At 66.8% G+C, this 17,456-nt stretch carries 19 protein-coding genes; 14 read left to right on the forward strand and 5 right to left on the reverse strand.

The annotated features are described in order from the left end of the window. Positions 1-113: 113 nt before the first annotated feature. Positions 114-1,235 carry a class I SAM-dependent methyltransferase gene (locus tag KYT87_RS23170; RefSeq protein ID WP_219990933.1) on the forward strand — a complete coding sequence of 374 codons (1,122 nt, stop codon included), beginning with the start codon at positions 114-116 and terminating at the stop codon, positions 1,233-1,235. Positions 1,236-1,350: 115 nt separating this feature from the next. Here KYT87_RS23170 and KYT87_RS23175 read toward each other — a convergent pair whose 3' ends face one another. From KYT87_RS23175 to KYT87_RS23185, 3 genes are read right to left on the reverse strand one after another with little or no spacing between them, the layout of a single operon-like run. Then, entirely contained in the window at positions 1,351-2,211 is an 861-nt protein-coding gene (locus KYT87_RS23175; RefSeq protein ID WP_255593451.1) for a DUF1345 domain-containing protein, read from the reverse strand. 30 nt (positions 2,212-2,241) lie between these two features. After that, positions 2,242-2,766 (reverse strand): chromate transporter, encoded by a 525-nt coding sequence (locus KYT87_RS23180; protein WP_046805214.1) that lies wholly within the window; start codon positions 2,764-2,766, stop codon positions 2,242-2,244. After that, positions 2,763-3,338, reverse strand: coding sequence for a chromate transporter (locus tag KYT87_RS23185; RefSeq protein WP_219990934.1), 576 nt, complete (start codon positions 3,336-3,338; stop codon positions 2,763-2,765). The genes KYT87_RS23180 and KYT87_RS23185 overlap by 4 nt, the downstream gene beginning before the upstream one ends. A gap of 161 nt (positions 3,339-3,499) precedes the next feature. On the opposite strand from KYT87_RS23185, the gene KYT87_RS23190 reads away from it, so the two are divergent. The 9 genes from KYT87_RS23190 to KYT87_RS23230 all read left to right on the forward strand — a co-directional run bounded on the left by KYT87_RS23190 (position 3,500) and on the right by KYT87_RS23230 (position 12,701). Further along, complete coding sequence (locus KYT87_RS23190) at positions 3,500-4,576, forward strand: LysR family transcriptional regulator (RefSeq protein ID WP_370638727.1); 1,077 nt, start codon at positions 3,500-3,502, stop codon at positions 4,574-4,576. Between the two features lie 78 nt (positions 4,577-4,654). After that, positions 4,655-5,674: a glutamate racemase gene (gene murI, locus KYT87_RS23195; protein ID WP_255593452.1), complete on the forward strand. Its 1,020-nt coding sequence runs from the start codon at positions 4,655-4,657 to the stop codon at positions 5,672-5,674. Between the two features lie 187 nt (positions 5,675-5,861). Continuing rightward, positions 5,862-6,287, forward strand: a complete 426-nt coding sequence (locus KYT87_RS23200) for a universal stress protein (RefSeq protein WP_046805212.1) — start codon at positions 5,862-5,864, stop codon at positions 6,285-6,287. A 17-nt stretch (positions 6,288-6,304) separates the two neighbouring features. Then, the gene (locus KYT87_RS23205; protein ID WP_219990935.1) at positions 6,305-6,733 is read left to right on the forward strand and encodes a universal stress protein; all 429 of its coding nucleotides are present in this window, start codon (positions 6,305-6,307) and stop codon (positions 6,731-6,733) included. Positions 6,734-6,859: 126 nt separating this feature from the next. Next, complete coding sequence (locus tag KYT87_RS23210) at positions 6,860-8,203, forward strand: sorbosone dehydrogenase family protein (protein ID WP_219990936.1); 1,344 nt, start codon at positions 6,860-6,862, stop codon at positions 8,201-8,203. Positions 8,204-8,374: 171 nt separating this feature from the next. Continuing rightward, positions 8,375-8,824 (forward strand): azurin, encoded by a 450-nt coding sequence (gene azu / locus KYT87_RS23215; protein WP_046805249.1) that lies wholly within the window; start codon positions 8,375-8,377, stop codon positions 8,822-8,824. Positions 8,825-8,948: 124 nt separating this feature from the next. Further along, positions 8,949-9,653 (forward strand): SDR family oxidoreductase, encoded by a 705-nt coding sequence (locus KYT87_RS23220; protein ID WP_219990937.1) that lies wholly within the window; start codon positions 8,949-8,951, stop codon positions 9,651-9,653. 112 nt (positions 9,654-9,765) lie between these two features. Then, complete coding sequence (locus KYT87_RS23225; protein ID WP_120156766.1) at positions 9,766-11,280, forward strand: DUF1800 family protein; 1,515 nt, start codon at positions 9,766-9,768, stop codon at positions 11,278-11,280. Then, positions 11,277-12,701, forward strand: a complete 1,425-nt coding sequence (locus KYT87_RS23230) for a DUF1501 domain-containing protein (RefSeq protein WP_219990938.1) — start codon at positions 11,277-11,279, stop codon at positions 12,699-12,701. The genes KYT87_RS23225 and KYT87_RS23230 overlap by 4 nt, the downstream gene beginning before the upstream one ends. A 6-nt stretch (positions 12,702-12,707) precedes the next feature. Here the strand turns inward: KYT87_RS23230 and KYT87_RS23235 are convergent, their stop codons facing one another. Together KYT87_RS23235 and KYT87_RS23240 are read right to left on the reverse strand one after the other, a co-directional pair. Next, positions 12,708-13,676, reverse strand: coding sequence for a tripartite tricarboxylate transporter substrate binding protein (locus KYT87_RS23235; protein ID WP_104145581.1), 969 nt, complete (start codon positions 13,674-13,676; stop codon positions 12,708-12,710). Between the two features lie 143 nt (positions 13,677-13,819). Then, positions 13,820-14,941, reverse strand: coding sequence for a 4-oxalomesaconate tautomerase (locus KYT87_RS23240; RefSeq protein WP_219990939.1), 1,122 nt, complete (start codon positions 14,939-14,941; stop codon positions 13,820-13,822). Positions 14,942-15,002: 61 nt separating this feature from the next. On the opposite strand from KYT87_RS23240, the gene KYT87_RS23245 reads away from it, so the two are divergent. From KYT87_RS23245 to KYT87_RS23260, 4 genes are all read left to right on the forward strand, one after another. Next, entirely contained in the window at positions 15,003-15,929 is a 927-nt protein-coding gene (locus KYT87_RS23245) for a LysR family transcriptional regulator (protein WP_104145583.1), read from the forward strand. 17 nt (positions 15,930-15,946) lie between these two features. Further along, complete coding sequence (locus KYT87_RS23250) at positions 15,947-16,432, forward strand: GNAT family N-acetyltransferase (RefSeq protein ID WP_219990940.1); 486 nt, start codon at positions 15,947-15,949, stop codon at positions 16,430-16,432. Between the two features lie 112 nt (positions 16,433-16,544). Continuing rightward, the gene (locus tag KYT87_RS23255) at positions 16,545-16,913 is read left to right on the forward strand and encodes a lipoprotein (protein WP_046805203.1); all 369 of its coding nucleotides are present in this window, start codon (positions 16,545-16,547) and stop codon (positions 16,911-16,913) included. Between the two features lie 29 nt (positions 16,914-16,942). Next, positions 16,943-17,455, forward strand: a complete 513-nt coding sequence (locus tag KYT87_RS23260) for an RNA polymerase sigma factor (RefSeq protein WP_046805248.1) — start codon at positions 16,943-16,945, stop codon at positions 17,453-17,455. The last annotated feature ends 1 nt before the right edge of the window (position 17,456 follow it).

The raw sequence follows: 17,456 nt of genomic DNA on the forward strand, positions 1-17,456 counted from the left end.
GCCGCGCGCCCGCCCCGGGGCGCGAAGCTGCTACATTGGCAGCCCGCGCCCTATCTTTTTTTATTGGTCCCCATGATCCTTACCCCTTCCCCCGTCCTTGCTGGAGCGACACATTGAGCGCCCCCGAATTGCACTGGGTTGAAAACGATGTCCCCCATTCCGCCCGCTGGCGCTCTGAAACCGGCGCAACGCCGCCCAAGCGCGTGGTGGTGGTAGACGACAAACTGACCGCCGACATGGCGTACCGCCAAGCGTGCGAAGGCGTGGGCCTGCTGTGGCGCGGAGATTTCCAGAACGCCCGCCAGCTGCTGCTGGCCATGACGCGGCGCGTGGACAAGCGCCCGCGCAAGCCGGTCCAGACCATGCTGGAAGCGTTCAACCAGCATCGCCAGATCCAATCGCAGCGCGCCCGCATCCTGGGCATGCTGCTGATTCCGTTTGACGCCGGCCACGGCATTTCGCTGCGCCGCGCGCCCGATGCGCGCCAGGCCTGCGAAGAAGCGCACGGCCCGGCCGACGAGCCTTATGTGGCGTCGCTGCGCGAGCTGCTGGGCCTGATCGGCGCGTTTGAATGGCGCAAGAAGGGCGTTGAGATCCCCGCTTTGAACAACCGCATCCATCCGCACTACGGCGTGTTTTCGCCGCTGCGTGGCGAGTATGTGGATCTGGTGGCGAATACGCCGATGCCGCGCGGTAGCGTGGCGTTCGATATCGGCACGGGCACCGGCGTGCTGGCGGCCGTGATTGCCCGCCGAGGCGGCAAGCGCGTCATCGCCACCGACCAGGACCCGCGCGCGTTGGCGTGCGCCCGCGAAAACCTGGAACGACTGGGCCTGGACAAACAGGTCGACGTGGTTGACGCCGACCTGTTCCCCGAAGGCCGAGTGTCGCTGGTGGTCTGCAACCCGCCGTGGTTGCCGGCGCGCCCCAGCTCGCCGGTGGAGCAGGCCGTGTACGACCCCGACAGCCGCATGCTGCGCGGCTTTTTGAACGGGCTGCCGGCGCACCTGACGCCCAACGGCGAAGGCTGGCTGATCCTGTCTGACCTGGCCGAGCACCTGGGCCTGCGCACGCGCGAACAGCTGCTCGAAATGATCGACACGGCCGGCCTGCGCGTCATCGAACGCCTGGACACCCGCCCCACGCACGCCCGCGCCAAAGACCCCAGCGACCCGCTATACGCCGCGCGCTCAAAGGAAGTCACCTCGCTGTGGAGATTGGGCGCCGCCGCCTGATCGCGAAGGCCCCGACGCCTGCGGCGCGGGGCACCCCAAGGCGGGAGGCGCCCCCTCGGGGGGCAGCAAGCGCGCGTAGCGTGCGCCGCGTGGGGGCATTCCCTCTCCGCTTTCGCTATGCTTTTCCCGCCGCCACGTTCACGCTGATCGCGATGATGAACACGTTGAAGAAGAACGCGATCACGCTGTGCATCAACGCCATGCGGCGCACGCGGCGGTTGACGATCTGCACGTCTGACACCTGGAACGTCATGCCCAGCACCAACGCAAAATACGCAAAGTCCCAGTAGTCCGGTTCCTGCGTGCCGGGAAAATCCAGGCCCTTGTGCGCGCCGGTCCGATGGCCGTAGTAGCCATGCGCATAGTGCAGCGCAAAAATCATGTTCATGTAGAGCCACGACAGCACGATGGTCGCGCCCGCCGCCAGGATATCCAGCGCGCCGCCCGAGCTGCTTTCGCCGTGCAGTTCGACCCACAGCGCCATCAACACCATGCAGGACAAGGCCACGCTGCTCCAGAGCACGCCGAAACGGCCCACGTCCTGCTGCCGGGCCTGCACGCGCATTGAAGCGGGGCTGGCCTTGCCAAACACCCGCGCCGTCAGCACCAGGAACACCAGCGCGGCGGCATCGAAGCCCAGCAACAGCGCCAGGCTGACTGAACGCCCCCACGCGTACGCGCCGCCGCCCACCGCGAGGAACAGCATGCCGCACAACATCAGGCGTCGATGCGCGTGAAAAAAGGGCAGGCGGTCAACTGAGGCGCTGTGGCCGTCGTTCGGCTTGGCGTGGTCGGGCTTGGCGTGGTCGGGCTTGGCTTCGCCCGGCTCTGCGTCTCCCGGCTCTGCGCAGTCCGGCTCACCGTTGTCCCGATCGGTATCGCCCCGATCCGCTTCGTCGGGCTGCGCCGTCCGAACCTTTTGTTCGCCGTCCTTTGGTTCTTCAACCCGAGGTTTGGTCGTACTCGGTTGGGTCATGGGGGCTCCTGCGCTAGGCAAGCGCCTACGCTAACCGATCGCCAACAAACCCACCAGCGCGCCGCCAAACAACAGCCATAGCGGGTGAATGCGCGTGGTGCTGCCCAGTACCGCCACGACGGTGGTGATCGCGGCCAGCAGCCACGAGTGCACGGACGCCTCGGTGATCAGCGCCGCACTGGCCGCGACCAACCCCACCGTCATCGGAAAAATACCCGCCTGGATCACGCCCCGCCATGGGCGGTCCTTGAAGCGTTCCCACAAGCCCAGCGCCACGATGGTGATCAGCGACGACGGGCCGAACTTGGCGATGGTGGTGACCAACATGCCCCACCAACCGGCCACATGCCAGCCCACCAGCGTGACCACCATCAGGTTCGGCCCCGGCGCGGCCTGCCCCAGCGCGAACAGCGCCGAAAAGTCGGCCGCCGTCATCCAGCCGTGCACGTCCACGACCTGGCGCTGCATCTCGGGCAGGATCGTGTTGCCGCCGCCGAACGCCAGCACCGATAGCTGGGAAAAGATCAGGGCCAGGGCAATCAGTGTGTGGATCATCGACGTTGCCTCCAGACCAGCAGGATGCTCAACGGCGTCAGCACCGCCATGGTGGGCAACAGTGGAATGCGTAGCACCGCCACGGCCACGAAGCACAGCGTTGCCACCACGCCCGCCAGCCAGTCGCGGCGCTTGATGACCGGCACGCCGATCTTGACCGCCATCGAAATCAGCAGCCCCGCCGCCGCCGCAGCCAGGCCGGCGAACAGGTGCTGGATATGCGGATCGTTCTGAAAGCGGTCGTACACCATGCCCAACAAAATGACGATGGCCGACGGTGCAAGAATCAGCCCCATCAAGGCGGCGAACGCGCCACGCGGCCCGCGAAACTTCATGCCCAGCGCCACCGACAGGTTGATGATGTTGCCGCCGGGCAGAAACTGGCACAGCCCCAGCAGGTCGGTGAACTCGGGGCCGCTCAACCAGCCGTGCTTTTCAACGACCATGCGGCGCGCCAGGGGCAACGCGCCGCCGAAAGCGGTCAGGCCAAGCATCAGGAAACCGGTGAACAATTGCCCGCAAGTGGGCGGCGGCCGCGTGGCGGCGTCGGGGGTCAAGGGTGCTGCATTCATAGGGTCGTAAGCCGGGGCAAGGCCGGCGGGGCAAGGGCTGGCGCGTCGTTCACACCACGCGAAACGCGCGCGGCGACAGCGGAAAACCAAGGCTCGCAGCCTACTCTTCGGCTTGGATAATGTCTAATATATGACCACGTAAACAATCATATTCACTGCATATGGCATCTGTAGACCTGCGCCTGCTGCGCTACTTCCTGGCCGTCGCCGAGGAAGCTCACCTGACCAAGGCCGCGGCACGGCTGGGCATCCGCCAGCCTCCGCTCAGCCAACAGATACGCGTGTTGGAACAGGAGCTTGGCGTGACCCTGTTTCACCGCCTGCCGCGCGGCATGGAACTCACCGAAAGCGGCCGTGCCTTGAAGGAAGACGCGCGCAGCATTCTTGCGCTGGTCGATCAGGCGGTGGACGGCGTGCGCCGGGTCTCGCAGGGCGAAGCCGGCCGGCTGACGGTGGGGTTTACCGGGTCGGCCGCGTTCCATCCCTTCGTGCCGTCGGTCATCCGCCGTTTTCGGGAAAGCGCGCCCAATGTGCGGCTGGTGCTGGAAGAAAGCAGCTCGGGCGAACTGCGCGACGCGGTCAGTGAAGGCCGGGTCGACGTGGCCTTCATTCGCGGCGCGTATGCCAGCACGCCGGGCGTGGCCGAGGAAACGGTGCTGGAAGAAACCATGCTGGCCGCGTTTCCCGCCGACCATCCCGCCGTCAAGGGGCGCGCGCGACAGCAGATCGCGCTGTCCGAGCTGGCCGAGGAATCCCTGATCCTGTATCGGCGGCACAGCGGCCCGGGCCTGTACGACGCCATCATCACGGCATGCAGCGCGTCGGGCTTCAGCCCGCGCGTGGTGCAGGAAGCGCCGCGCATGCTGTCCACCTTGAGCCTGGTGGCGGCGGGGCTGGGCGTGTCGCTTGTGCCCGCGTCATTGCGGCGCGTGAACATCGAAGGCGTGGTGTACGTCAACGTGACCGGCCCGGTGGCGCTGCGCGCCGCGCTGAAGCTGATCTGGCGCGATGCGCCGCTGTCGGGCGCGACCCGCAAGCTGATCGACGAAGTGCGCCGGCATCGCGCGGACGGCGTCGGCGCGGGCGAAGGCGGGTTCGAAGGCGCGGAGTCGGGTTCGGGTTCAGCGCCAGCTCCGGGTTCGGGTTCGGGTTCGGGTTCGGGTTCGGGTTCGGGTTCGGGTTCGGGCTCGGCTTCAGGTCTGGGATCACGTACAGGTCCAGGATCGGACTCGGACTAGGGGCCGGACCACGGCCCGGACGCCCTGCTCGCAGCGCTACACTGCGCGGCACGTGTCTTTCCTTTTTGCGTTGCCACCATGTCTTGTGATTCCCTCATCGGCGTATACGATTCCGGCGTTGGCGGCCTGAGCGTGTTGCGCGCCATTCGTGACGCCCTGCCCGATGAATCCTTGCTGTACGTGGCGGACTCGGCCCACGTGCCGTATGGCGACAAAACCCAGGACTTCGTGTTGCAGCGCGCCTACGCCATGGCGGACTATTTTGTCTTGCGGCAGGCCAAGGCCATGGTCGTGGCATGCAACACGGCCACCGCCGCCGCCATCGCGCCGCTGCGCGCGCGATACCCCGACCTGATCATCATCGGCGTAGAGCCCGCCATCAAGCCGGCCGCGCATCTGACGCATAGCGGCGTGGTCGGCGTGTTCGCCACGACCGGCACGTTGGCCAGCCCCAAGTTCGCCACGCTGGTCCAGCGCGAGGCGCCCGAGGTGCGCATCGTATTGCGGCCCTGCCCCGAATGGGTGGCGCTGGTGGAACAAGGAAAATTGTCCGGCCCCGAGGTGGACGCGGCGGTGCGCGCGCCCGTCGAGGAACTGCGCGCGGCCGGGGCCGACGTGCTGGTGCTGGGCTGCACCCACTTTCCCTTTTTGCGCGACGCGATCCAGGCGGCGGCCGGCCCTGGCGTGCCGTTGCTGGAAACGGGCGCGCCCGTCGCCCGCTGGCTCAAGCACCAGTTGCAGCAACGCCACCTGTTGCGCTCTGGCGCCCCTGGCACAGCCGACCCGGGCAAGACCGTCCCGGACCAAGGCGGCTCGGACAAAGACGGCTCGGACCAAGGCAGCTCGGACAAAGGCCGCTCGAACCAAGGCAGCTCGGACCAAGGCGCCTCGGACAAAGACGGCTTGGACCAAGGCGGCTCGGACAAAGGCACCTCGGGCCAACGCCGCTCGGACCGTGGCGACCCCGCCACCGACCACCACCCCCACGCCATCTGCCAACTGGAGACGACCGGCCATGCGCCGGCCGTGGCCGCCCTGGCGGACCGGCTTTGGGCGCCGGGCGTGGCAGTCGCTCAAACTCCCGCGCGCTGGCGGTAGCGGCGGCCCTCGGTCGACATTGCAGGCGAAAAATCGGGGTGAAAAAACCCCAAGCATCCCGCACCGCGGCAAACTCCCTGTCTGCGCCCCGCTTGATCCAGCGCATCTTCCCCGGCCCGAAACCGGCGAATAATTCGAATACAGTAGAAAAATCCGCCTGCCCAGGCTCGCACCCAAGGAGACGCGCATGAAACGCATCCTGATACCCGTCGACGGCTCGCCGCCCGCGCTGCACGCCGTCCAAGCCTTGCTGGCGGCACGTGCTTACGATCCCGTCGCGCACGTCGAGTTGCTGACGGTGCAGATTCCGCTCAAGTCGGGCAAGATCGGACGCGGTCTGGCGCAAGCCGACATTGATGCGTACCACCAGGACGAAGCCCGCGCCGCGCTTCGGGCCAGCAGCGACCTGCTCACCAAAGCCGGCGTGCCGTTCGACGTACGCATCGAAGTCGGCGAACCCGCCGACACCATCATCCGCGTGGCGGCGGAATCCGATGCGGACGAAATCTACATGGGCTCGCGCGGCCTGGGCTCGGTATCGTCTCTGTTCATGGGGTCCATCGCCACGCGCGTTGTGCACCTGACGGACCTGCCCGTCACGTTGGTCAAGTAACGCACACAGGAGCAACCATGTTGAACATCCTTGTCCCGGTCGACGGCTCCGACAATGCCAACCGCGCAGTGCTCTATGCCCGTCAATTGGCCGAAGGCGCGGCGTCCGCGCGCATCCACCTTGTCAACGTCCAGACACCCACGCATGGCCGCGCCGGCGTGTCGCGCCTGATCACGCAAGACATGATCGACCAGTTCTACGCCCGCGAGGGCCAGGAGGCCACGCAAGATGCGCGGCAGCTGCTGGGCGCGACGGGCACCGACCACACCAGCCAGGTGCTGTTTGGCCACCCCGCCACCGAGATCGCCGGATACGCCCGCGACCAGCACTGCGCCCGCATCGTGATGGGCACTCGCGGGCACGGTACGCTGGTCAACATCCTGATGGGGTCCGTCGCCAACCAGGTGCTGCAACTTGCCGAGGTACCGGTCACGCTGGTGAAGTGAATGGCTACGCGGGCCCGGCCGCGATCCATCGTGGCACGGGCAATCCGAGGCCCCGCCCGGGCCGAACCGATGCCCGGCGCACCCAGCTAGGTATGATGATGCGAATCCACAGCCTGGAGTCGCATCATGCCCACCCCGCGTACCGCGCGCCCCCTGGCGAAGGCCGGCCTGACCATTGGCGCGATGGCCGCCCTGGCCACGCTTGCCGCCTGCGGTGAAATCGCCACCCTGCCCGTGGAATCCGGCATGGGTCCGAACCCGACGCTGCCTGCGCCCAACTCCACGCTGATCCCCACCGTCAACACCGCAAAGGCCGTCGGCTGGTCCGACGGCGCACAGCCCGTGGCCGCCGCCGGCCTGGCCGTTAACGCGTACGCCAGCGGCCTGGACCATCCGCGCTGGCTTTACGTACTGCCCAACGGCGATGTGCTGGTCGCGGAAACCAATGCGCCGCCCAAGCCCGAAGGCGCGGGCGGCGGCATCAAGGAATGGGCGGCGGGCATCGTCATGAAGCGCGCCGGCGCCAAGACGCCCAGCGCCAATCGCATCACCCTGCTGCGCGATGCCGACCACGACGGCGTGGCGGAAACGCGCAGCGTGCTGCTGCAAAACCTGAACTCGCCTTTCGGCATGGCGCTGGTCGGCAACCAGCTTTACGTGGCCAACGCCGACGCCGTGCTGCGCTTTCCGTACCAGCCCGGCCAGACGCAGATTCAGGCCCCCGGCGTGCACGTCACCGACCTGCCGGCCGGCATCAACCACCACTGGACCAAGAACCTGATCGCCAACGCGGACGGCAGCAAGCTGTACGTGTCGGTTGGGTCCAACAGCAATGTGGCGGAAAACGGCATGGACATCGAAGAGGGGCGCGCCGCCATTTGGGAAATCGATGTGGCCACCGGCACCAAGCGGCTCTACGCCACGGGCCTGCGCAACCCGGTCGGCATGGCTTGGGCGCCCGATGGCAAGACGCTGTGGACGGCCGTGAACGAGCGTGACGAGCTGGGCAGCGACCTGGTTCCCGATTACATGACGTCGGTAAAAGACGGCGGCTTCTATGGATGGCCCTACAGCTATTACGGGCAGCATGTGGACACCCGGGTCACGCCGCCGCGCCCGGACCTGGTGGCGCGCGCCATCGTGCCCGACTATGCGTTGGGTCCGCACACCGCCTCGCTGGGGCTGGCCTGGTCCGGCGCCGCGCGGCTGCCCGCGCCGTACGCCGGCGGCATGTTTGTCGGCCAGCACGGGTCCTGGAATCGCGACCCGCGCAGTGGCTACAAAGTCATCTTCGTACCCTTTGAAAATAACGCGCCTAATGGCCCGGCACGCGATGTGCTGACCGGGTTTCTGAACAAGGACGGCCAGGCGCAGGGGCGCCCGGTAGGGGTCGCCATTGATGGCCAAGGCGACTTGCTGGTGGCCGATGACGTCGGCAACGTGATCTGGCGCGTCAGCCCCAAGCCCTGACCGGCCACGCTTTCACGCAACTCAATCGCCTTGGCTTGCGCTGCATCAAGCCCGCTTGCGCGGGTGTTGGCATTCTGGCCGGTAGCGGAGTCAGAATGTCGTGAAACCGGTCACGGCGCGCAAGCGCGGGCCGGAAATCCGCTTGTAGTGAAACGTTGGAGGCAAGAAATGATGTTCAAGAAACTTTGCGTGGCCGCGATCCTGGCTGCCGCATCCGCCCCGGTCCTGGCTGCCGAATGCTCGGTGGATATCGCCGGCAATGACCAGATGCAGTTCGACAAGAAGGAAATCACGGTCAGCAAAAGCTGCAAGCAGTTCACCGTGAACCTCAAGCACCCGGGCAACCTGGCCAAGAACGTCATGGGCCACAACTGGGTGCTGACCACCTCCGCCGACATGCAGGGCGCCGTCAACGACGGCATGGCCGCCGGCCTGGACAATGACTACGTCAAAAAGGGCGACGCGCGCGTCATCGCGCACACCAAGGTGATCGGCGGCGGGCAGTCCGACTCCGTCACCTTCGATGTCAGCAAGCTGGCCGCCGGCACCGACTACACCTACTTCTGCTCGTTCCCCGGCCACTTCGCGCTGATGAAAGGCAGCCTGAAGCTGGTCGACTGACCCGCCTGACGCCGCGGCCGACACGGGCTGTCGCCCCCGATTCTTTCGGGGCGACAGCCCGTTTCCATTGGGTGCGTTCCCCCTACAATGGCCGCTTTCTCGTACACACCGACAGGGAGCAGGCATGAGCACGGAAAAAGTAGCGATCGTGACGGCGGGCGGCAGTGGCATGGGCGCTGCGGCAGCGCGCAAATTGGCGGCCGACGGCTACCGCGTCGCGATCTTGTCGTCGTCCGGCAAGGGCGAATCCCTGGCGGGTGAATTGGGCGGGCTGGGCGTGACCGGTTCGAACCGCTCGCCCGAAGACCTGGCACGGCTGGTGGAAACCACGTTGCAAAAATGGGGCCGAGTCGATGCGGTGGTCAACAGCGCAGGCCACGGTCCCAAGGGCCCGCTTCTGTCCATCAGCGACGACGACTGGCACCTGGGCATGGAGTACTACCTGCTGAACGTCGTGCGCATCGCGCGCCTGGTGGCCCCGGTGATGAAGCAGCAACAGTCGGGCGCCATCGTCAATATCTCCACGTACGCCACCTTTGAACCTGAAGCGCTGTTCCCCACCTCCGGCGTTTTCCGCGCCGGCCTGGCCGCCTTCACCAAAGTGTTTTCCGACGAATACGCCGAACACAATGTGCGCATGAACAACGTGCTGCCCGGCTTTATCGACAGCCTGCCCGAAAAGGAAGACCGCCGCGCGCGCATCCCCATGGGCCGCTACGGCACCGCCGAGGAAGTGGCGGACCTGATCGCCTTCCTGGCGTCTGACGCGTCGTCCTACATCACCGGCCAGAACATCCGTATCGACGGCGGCATCACGCGCTCGGTCTGAGCCCCGGCCCGGGCCTCATGCTTAAGGATTAATCCTCTCGTCCGAATGACGGTATTGAAGCGCGCCGCGCGGTTCAGTACCGTAGTTTTTCGCATTCGACGAGAGGCTTGCGATGACAGTTACCCCCGGCCAGGCCTCGCGCTTTCTGGCGCAGGCCACGTTCGGGCCCACCCCCGCCCTGATCGACGCCGTGGTGCGCGACGGCTACGCTGCGTGGCTGGACGCGCAGCTGGCGATGCCGCCATCCCAAACGCATTTCGACTGGCTGCTACAGCAGAAGAAAAACACCGAGGCATTCAAGGGCAACGGCATCAACGCGCCGCTGGAATCCACGCTGTGGCGCAAGTTCATCAGCGCTGAAGACCAGGTGCGCACGCGCATGGCCTTCGCGCTATCGGAAATATTCGTGGTGGGCGTGCAGTCCATCACCGCCTCGTGGCCGCTGTTCGGCGCGGCCGGCTTCATGGACCTGCTGGCCGAGCACGCGCTGGGCAGCTACCAGGCGCTGCTGACCGCCGTGACCAAGAACCTGTCGATGGGCTGCATGCTGACCTATCGCGGCAACCGCAAGGAAGACCCCAAGACCGGCCGCCATCCCGACGAGAACTACGCGCGCGAGGTCATGCAGCTGTTCAGCATCGGGTTGCTGGAACTGGAGCCCGATGGCACCGTCAGGAAGGTCAACGGCGCGCCGGTCGAAACCTATACCAACGCCGATGTGCAGGGGCTGGCGCGCGTGTTCACCGGCTGGGACATCAACGGCCCCGAGACCGACGTGCAATTTCATCGCCGCCCCATGGCGCTGAACAACGCGCAGCACTCCATGGCGGAAAAGCGCTTCCTGGGCACGGTGATTCCCGCGGGCACCGATGGGCATCTGTCGCTCAAGCGCGCCATGGACGTCATTTGCGCGCATCCGAACGTGGGCCCTTTCATCGGCATGCAACTGATACAGCGGCTGGTCACCAGCAACCCCAGCCCGGCGTATGTGCGGCGCGTATCGGCCGTGTTTGACGACGACGGCAGCGGCGCGCGCGGCAACCTCAAGGCGGTGCTGCGCGCCATCTTGCTGGACCCGGAGGCGCGCAACCCCGATCTGGCGAACCCCGGCTGGGGCAAGGTGCGCGAACCCATCCTGCGCTTTTCGGGATGGGCGCGCGCGTTCGGCGCCACGTCGACCAATGGCGCGTGGGCGATGCCGGACACCACCGACAACACGATACGGCTGGCGCAAAGCCCGATGCGGTCGGCTACCGTGTTCAACTTTTTTCGGCCGCGCTATACGCCACCCGTCACCGAGTTGGCCCGCCGGCATCTGGTCGCGCCCGAACTACAGATCACGGATGAGACCAGCATTGCCGGCTACCTGAATTTTCTGGCGGTCTACGCCGATCGCGGCTGGGAGGATTTGCAGACATCGTATGCGCCCGAAATTGCCTTGGCGCGCGACCCCGACGCGCTGGTGGCGCGCGTGGTGCTGCTGCTGGCGGGCGATGCCTTCAGCGCAACAACCGCCAGCGCCATCGCACAAGCGGTGGCTACCCTGCCCGCCCACCGGCCGCGCGACCGCGTGCGCGCCGCGATCATGCTGGTGGCCGCCAGCCCTGAATACCTGGTGCAAAAATGAAACGAAGCCACGACGCCGACCGCCGCGCCTTCCTGCTTCGCGCCTGCGCACTGGGCGCAACGGGCGCCGCCGCGCCGCTGGCGCTGAACCTGGCGGCCCTGGGTGCCGCGGCCGCGCAATCCTTGCCGGAGCCATCGGCATCGGGGTCGGGGTCTGGATCGGGGTCTGGATCGCCGTCTTCCTACAAGGCGCTGGTCTGCGTCTTCCTGTATGGCGGCAACGACCCCTACAACACGATCGTTCCCTTTGACTCGCCCGCCTATCGCGCCTACGCCGCCGCACGCGGCGACATCGCCCTGCCACGCGACGCGTTGCAAGCCACCGTCTTGCGCGGCAAGGCACCCGCCGCAGGGGGTGCGCAATTTGCGCTGGCGCCCGCGCTGGCCCCCTTGGCCCCGCTGTACGAAAGCGGACGCCTGGCCGTGTTGCTGAACGTGGGGCCGCTGGTGGCGCCCACAACCAAGGCCGAATACATCAGCGCGCGCGTGCCCTTGCCGCCCAAGCTGTTTTCGCATAACGACCAGCAGGCCTACTGGCAGGCCCTCGCGCCCGAGGGGGCATCGTCGGGCTGGGGCGGCCGGCTGACCGATCTGTTCGCCAGCGCCAACGCCCAGCGCACGTTCACCGGCATCACGGCGGGCGGCAGCACGGTGCTGCTGGCCGGGCGCAAGGTCGCGGGCTATCGGGTCGGCATCAACGGGTCCACGTCCATCGATCTGCTGCACCGCGATATGTACGGGTCCAGCGCGTGCACGGCGCTGCTGCGCCAACTGATCACGCAGCCGCGCGAGCATCTGATGGAACGCGAGCTATCGCGCATCGCCGCGCAGTCCATCGATGCCGACACGCAGCTGCGCGCGGCGTTGGCCGACGTCGCGGTGCCGGGTGATTTCGCGTCGCCGCTGGCGCAGCAATTGAAGATCGTGGCGCGCATCATCGGCGCAAGGCAGGCGCTGGGCGCGCGGCGCCAGGTGTTCTTTGTGTCGCAGAACGGCTATGACAATCACACCGGCTTGAATGACACCCACCCCGCGCTGTTGCGCGAGCTGGGCCAGGCCATGGCCACGTTCCAGCAGGCCTTGGCGTCGATGGGCGTGGCCGAAAGCGTCACCACTTTCACGGCGTCGGAGTTCGGCCGCACACTGGGGTCCAACGGCAATGGTTCCGACCACGGCTGGGGCGCGCATCATCTGGTCATGGGCGGGGCGGTCAATGGCGGGCGCTTTTACGGTACGCACCCCGAGATCGCCCTGGACGGCCCCGGCTTTGTGGACAACGGCCGCTTGCTGCCCACGTTGGCGGTGGACCAGCTGGGCGCCTCGCTGGGCGCATGGTTTGGCGCCGGCCGCGACGACCTGGGTCTGGTGTTCCCGAACTTGAAGAACTTCGACGCGGACCGGCTGATGCTGATGCAGGTGTAACGGCCGTCAGCCCGAAGCCAGCTTGCGCTTGCCCAGCAACTGCTTCCAACGCAGTGCCTCGCTCTCCACGAACGCCCCCAATTCGGCCGGCGTACTCTGGCGCACCTCGGCGCCTTGCTCCGCGATTTTCTGCGCCACCGCCGGGTCCGCCAAGGCCTGGTTCAGCGCCTTGTTCAGCGTCACCACCACCGACGGCGCCGCCTTGGCGGGCGCAAAGATGGCGTACCACTGCGGCACGTCCACGCCCTTGACGCCCGCTTCGGCCAGCGTGGGCAAGTCCGGCAACGCCGCCGAGCGCGTCGACCCGGCCACCGCCAGGGCCTGGATCATGCCCGACTTCAGGTGCGGGTACACGCTGAACAGGCTGGGAAACATGACCTGCGTCACGCCCCCCAAGGTGTCGGTCAGCGCCGGCGCCGAGCCTTTGTACGGCACGTCCAGCATGGTGGTGCCGGTGGCTTGATTGAACAGTTCGCCGGCCACCGACGGCGCGGTGCCCGGGCCTGCCGATGCGTAGTTCAGGCCATCGGGATGTTCGTGGCCGTACTTCACCAGCGCGGCCACGTCTTTGACCGGGATGCGCGTGGACACGACCATGATGGTGGGCGAATCGGCCACCATGCCGATGGGCGTGAAGTCCTTGACGGGGTCGTAGTTCAGTTTCTGCATGGCGGGATTGATGCCGTGCGTGCCGATGTAGCCCAGCATCAGCGTGTAGCCGTCAGCCGGCTGACGCGCCACGTAGTCGGACGCAATGGCCCCTTGCGCGCCGGGCTTGTTCACCACGATGACGGTCTGGCCCAGCAGCTCGCCGATCTTCTGCCCCACCACGCGCGCCAGCACGTCATTGCCGCCCCCCGCCGCGGTGGGGACGACCAGCGTGATGGCACGCTCGGGAAACTCGGCGTGCGCAAACGCACTGAACGCAAACAGCATGGCGGCCGCGCAGGCGGTCTTGACGTGAGGGTGCTTCATGGTTGTCTCCTGATTCAGGGGTCGTCGCGCGGCACTTCTGTGTCATAGCCACGGGTCGCTTCGACGGTAGGGAAAGATCAAGGGTCCGGGGCGGTTTTGCCCTTTTTGTCGGACCCGATTACCCGTTGACTGGTATCAACGGGCTAGGCCATTGCGTGGGATTCCTCCACGCAGACGGGGGCATCGGTGTACTGGCCGGGCACGTACAACTGCCCTTTCATGATCTTGCGTGCGGTGCGCACCAGGCCCGCCCTGCGCACCACGCCGCTGGCCGGGTCCAGGTCGACATCGATGCTCATCGCGCCCGATGGGTGTTCGATACGCACGCTGCGATACCCCGCCTGTATCGGCGGCCCGCCACAATCGTGGGCCACCGTGCCGGGCATGAGGAACGCGCTGGCGACGCCCACCGCGCCCGTGGCGGCATGCGCCCGATGGCAGGCGCGCGGCGTGAAATAACGCGATTGCAATGCCAGCCCATCTTGGGTTGGGGACGGCGCCACCAGCACCGGTTTCGGAATGACGCTGTTCGAGACGTCCCCCAGGCCCATGAGCAGGCCGGCTTGCAGCCGGATGCGCTCGATGCGCGGGAGCAGGTCGGCGTTGCCGTCCAGCTGCGCGGCGCTTTCACTGCCCGACAGGCCAAAGTCGGCGGCCTGCATCAGCACCATCGGCATGGCCGCATCGATCAAGGTGACCGCCACGCCATCCACGGTGTCCTGCCGCCGGCCCGTGGGAAACAAGCGGCCGGTGACCGCGCCCCAGGCGTCCAGGAAGTTCAGCCGCACGGGCGCCGCCGACCCGGCCACGCCGTCAATGCGCGCATCGCCTTCGTAAGTCAGGTGGCCGCCCGGGGTTTGCACCACGGCTTCGATGACGGCGCCGGTATTGACGTTGTGCACCCGCACCGAGGTGACGCCGTCCTGCGCCTGGACCAGGCCTTCCTCGATGGCGAACGGCGCCGCGCCCGACAGCATGTTGCCGCAATTGGGGCGGGTGTCCACGCTGGCCTTCTCCACCGACACCTGCGCGAACAGGTAGTCGATATCGCAGTCCGGCCGCGTCGAACGCGACACGATGGCCACCTTGCTGGTCAGCGAGTTGCCGCCGCCCAGGCCGTCGATCTGTAGCGCGTGGGGCGAGCCCATGGCCATCAACAGCAGGCGGTCGCGTTGCACGGGGTCAGCCGGCAACCAGTCGCTCAGGAAGAAGGGGCCGCGCGACGTGCCGCCGCGCATCAGGACGCAAGGGATGATGGTTTCCATGCAAGCCATTCTGCGCGGGCATGGCTATGATGTGAATTGCAACTTACGGATGGATTAATGCATGGCACGCATCAATTTCGATTTACAGGAATTACAGGCGTTCGTGGCCGTGGCCGAGCGCGCCAGCTTCCGCGCGGCGGCCGATGACTTGCACCTGTCGCAGCCGGCGCTTAGCCGCCGCATCGACAAGCTGGAAAGCATCCTGGGCGCGCGCCTGCTGGAACGCACCACGCGCCGCGTATCGCTGACCCAGGTGGGCCGCATCTTCCTGGAGCGCGCCCGCAGCGCCATCGATGAACTGGAGAGCGCCGTGCTCAGCATCGGCGACCTGGCCGCGCAGCGCGGCGGCCTGGTCACCGTGGCCTGCGTGCCTTCCGTGGCGTATTACTTCCTGCCCTCGGTCATTCGCGACTACACCGAACGCTTCCCGCGCATCCGCGTGCGCATCATCGACGAAACCGCCAACACCGTGCTCAACAGCGTGGTGACGGGCCGCGCCGATTTCGGCATCAGCTTTTTCGGCACGCAGGAACCCGATGTGGATTTCAAGGCGGTGCTGCGCGAAGACTTCGTGCTGGCGGTGCGGCGCGACCATCCGCTGGCGACTCGCCGCAGCGTGTCGTGGGAAGACCTGTCGCAAGAACGCTTCATGACCGTCGCCAAGGAAAGCGGCAACCGCCTGCTGATCGACGATGCGCTGGCCAAGAGCGGCAAGCGCACCGTCAGCGCGTTTGAAGTCAGTCACGTGATGACCCTGCTGGGCCTGGTGGAAGCCGGGCTGGGCGTGGCGGCGGTGCCGCAGCTGGCGATGCCGCTGGCCGGCCACGCCACGCTGACCAGCGTCAAGCTGGAGCATCCACGCGTCACGCGCACGCTGGGCCTGATCGCGCGGCGCGGCCGGCCGCTGGCGCCGGCGGCCCAACAGCTCTATAACCTGATTCATCAGACCGGCAAGCTGGCCAAACGCAAAACCCCCACCCCGCCCTGAAATCACCCCGAAGCCCCATGAAGTCGTCCCAAGCGCCCCGCGCCCCCGATCATTCCCTGGCCTTGCAGCCCGCCACCGAAGAAGACGTGCCTTTTCTGCTGGCGTTGCGCAAGGCCACCATGCAGGAACACCTGGAACGCGCCGGCGCGCCGACGGCCGACGCCGACCACCTGACCCGCATCCAGTACCACTTCGACGACGCGCACATCGTCTGGGTGGACGGCCGCCCCGCCGGCCTGTTTAAGCACTACCGCGACCCTGCCGGCTGGCACATCGTGCAGATCCAGATCGCGCCGGACTTCCAGGGCCGTGGCCTGGGCCGGCGCCTGCTGGAAAGCATCCTGGATCAGGCCGATGCGCAAGGCGCGCCCGTGACGCTGAACGTACTCAAGAGCAACCCCGCCCAGCGGCTGTACGCCGCTTTGGGCTTCACCCGCGTCAAGGAGACCGACCTGGAATATGAAATGCGTTACGAACCCGGCGCGGTCCGGCCGGCCGGCTGACCCTTGCAGCAACGACCGATGCAATTTCTTTTTGCCCGCCTGGAATAAAGCCCCGGCGGCAGGCGTCTGTAGTGGGCAGTCACCCCTTCCCCCACATCGTACGAGGCTCAACATGCGCAAACATATCGCCGCCGCCCTGGTTCTTGGCTCCGCCGCCCTGTTCACGGCCGGCGCCCACGCCCAAGCCGTCAAGACGCAAGACGGCATGCTGGTCAACAGCGCGGGCATGACGCTCTACACCTTCGACAAAGACAGCGGGGGCAAAAGCGCCTGCAACGACCAGTGCGCCAAGATCTGGCCGCCCGTCGCCGCGCCCGCCGACGCCAAGCCCATGGGCGATCTGACCGTCATCACCCGCGACGACGGCTCCAAGCAATGGGCGTACAAGGGCAAGCCCGTCTACCTGTACGCCAAGGACACCAAGCCGGGCGACAAGACCGGCGACAACTTCAAGGACGTCTGGCACGTCATCAAGCCCTGACCCGCGCCTGACGCCGCCCCAGCTTGACCATGCGCGCCGACGACGAGGCCCTGATCCTGGCCTGCATCCCCAGCCTGCGGCGTTACGCCCGCGGGCTGACGGGCGACCCGCACCGGGCCGATGACCTGGTGCAGGACACGTTGGAGCGCGCATGGAGCCGCTTTTCCCGCTGGCAAAAACGCGGCGAGCTACGCGCCTGGATGTTCGGCATCATGCACAACCACTTCATCGACGGCGTGCGCGCCACCAACCGGCGGGCCGACCAGACCGCGCCGGGCGACTTGCCCGACGCGCCGGTGCGCGCCACGCAGACCGACCATCTGGAGGTACGTGATCTGGACCGCTGCCTGCAAGCCTTGCCCCCCGAGCAGCGCGAAGTGCTGTTGCTGATTTGCGTGGAAGACCTGTCCTACCAGGACACGGCCCAGGTGCTGGACGTGCCCCTGGGCACCGTCATGTCGCGCCTGTCACGCGCCCGTGAAAAGCTGGGCGCGTTGATGCAGGGTCGCGACACGGTCAACCGGCTGCATCGCGTGAAATGAC

This window comes from Achromobacter sp. ES-001 (genome assembly GCF_019448355.1).
In the GTDB taxonomy this organism is placed as follows: Bacteria; Pseudomonadota; Gammaproteobacteria; order Burkholderiales; family Burkholderiaceae_B; genus Achromobacter; species Achromobacter spanius_B.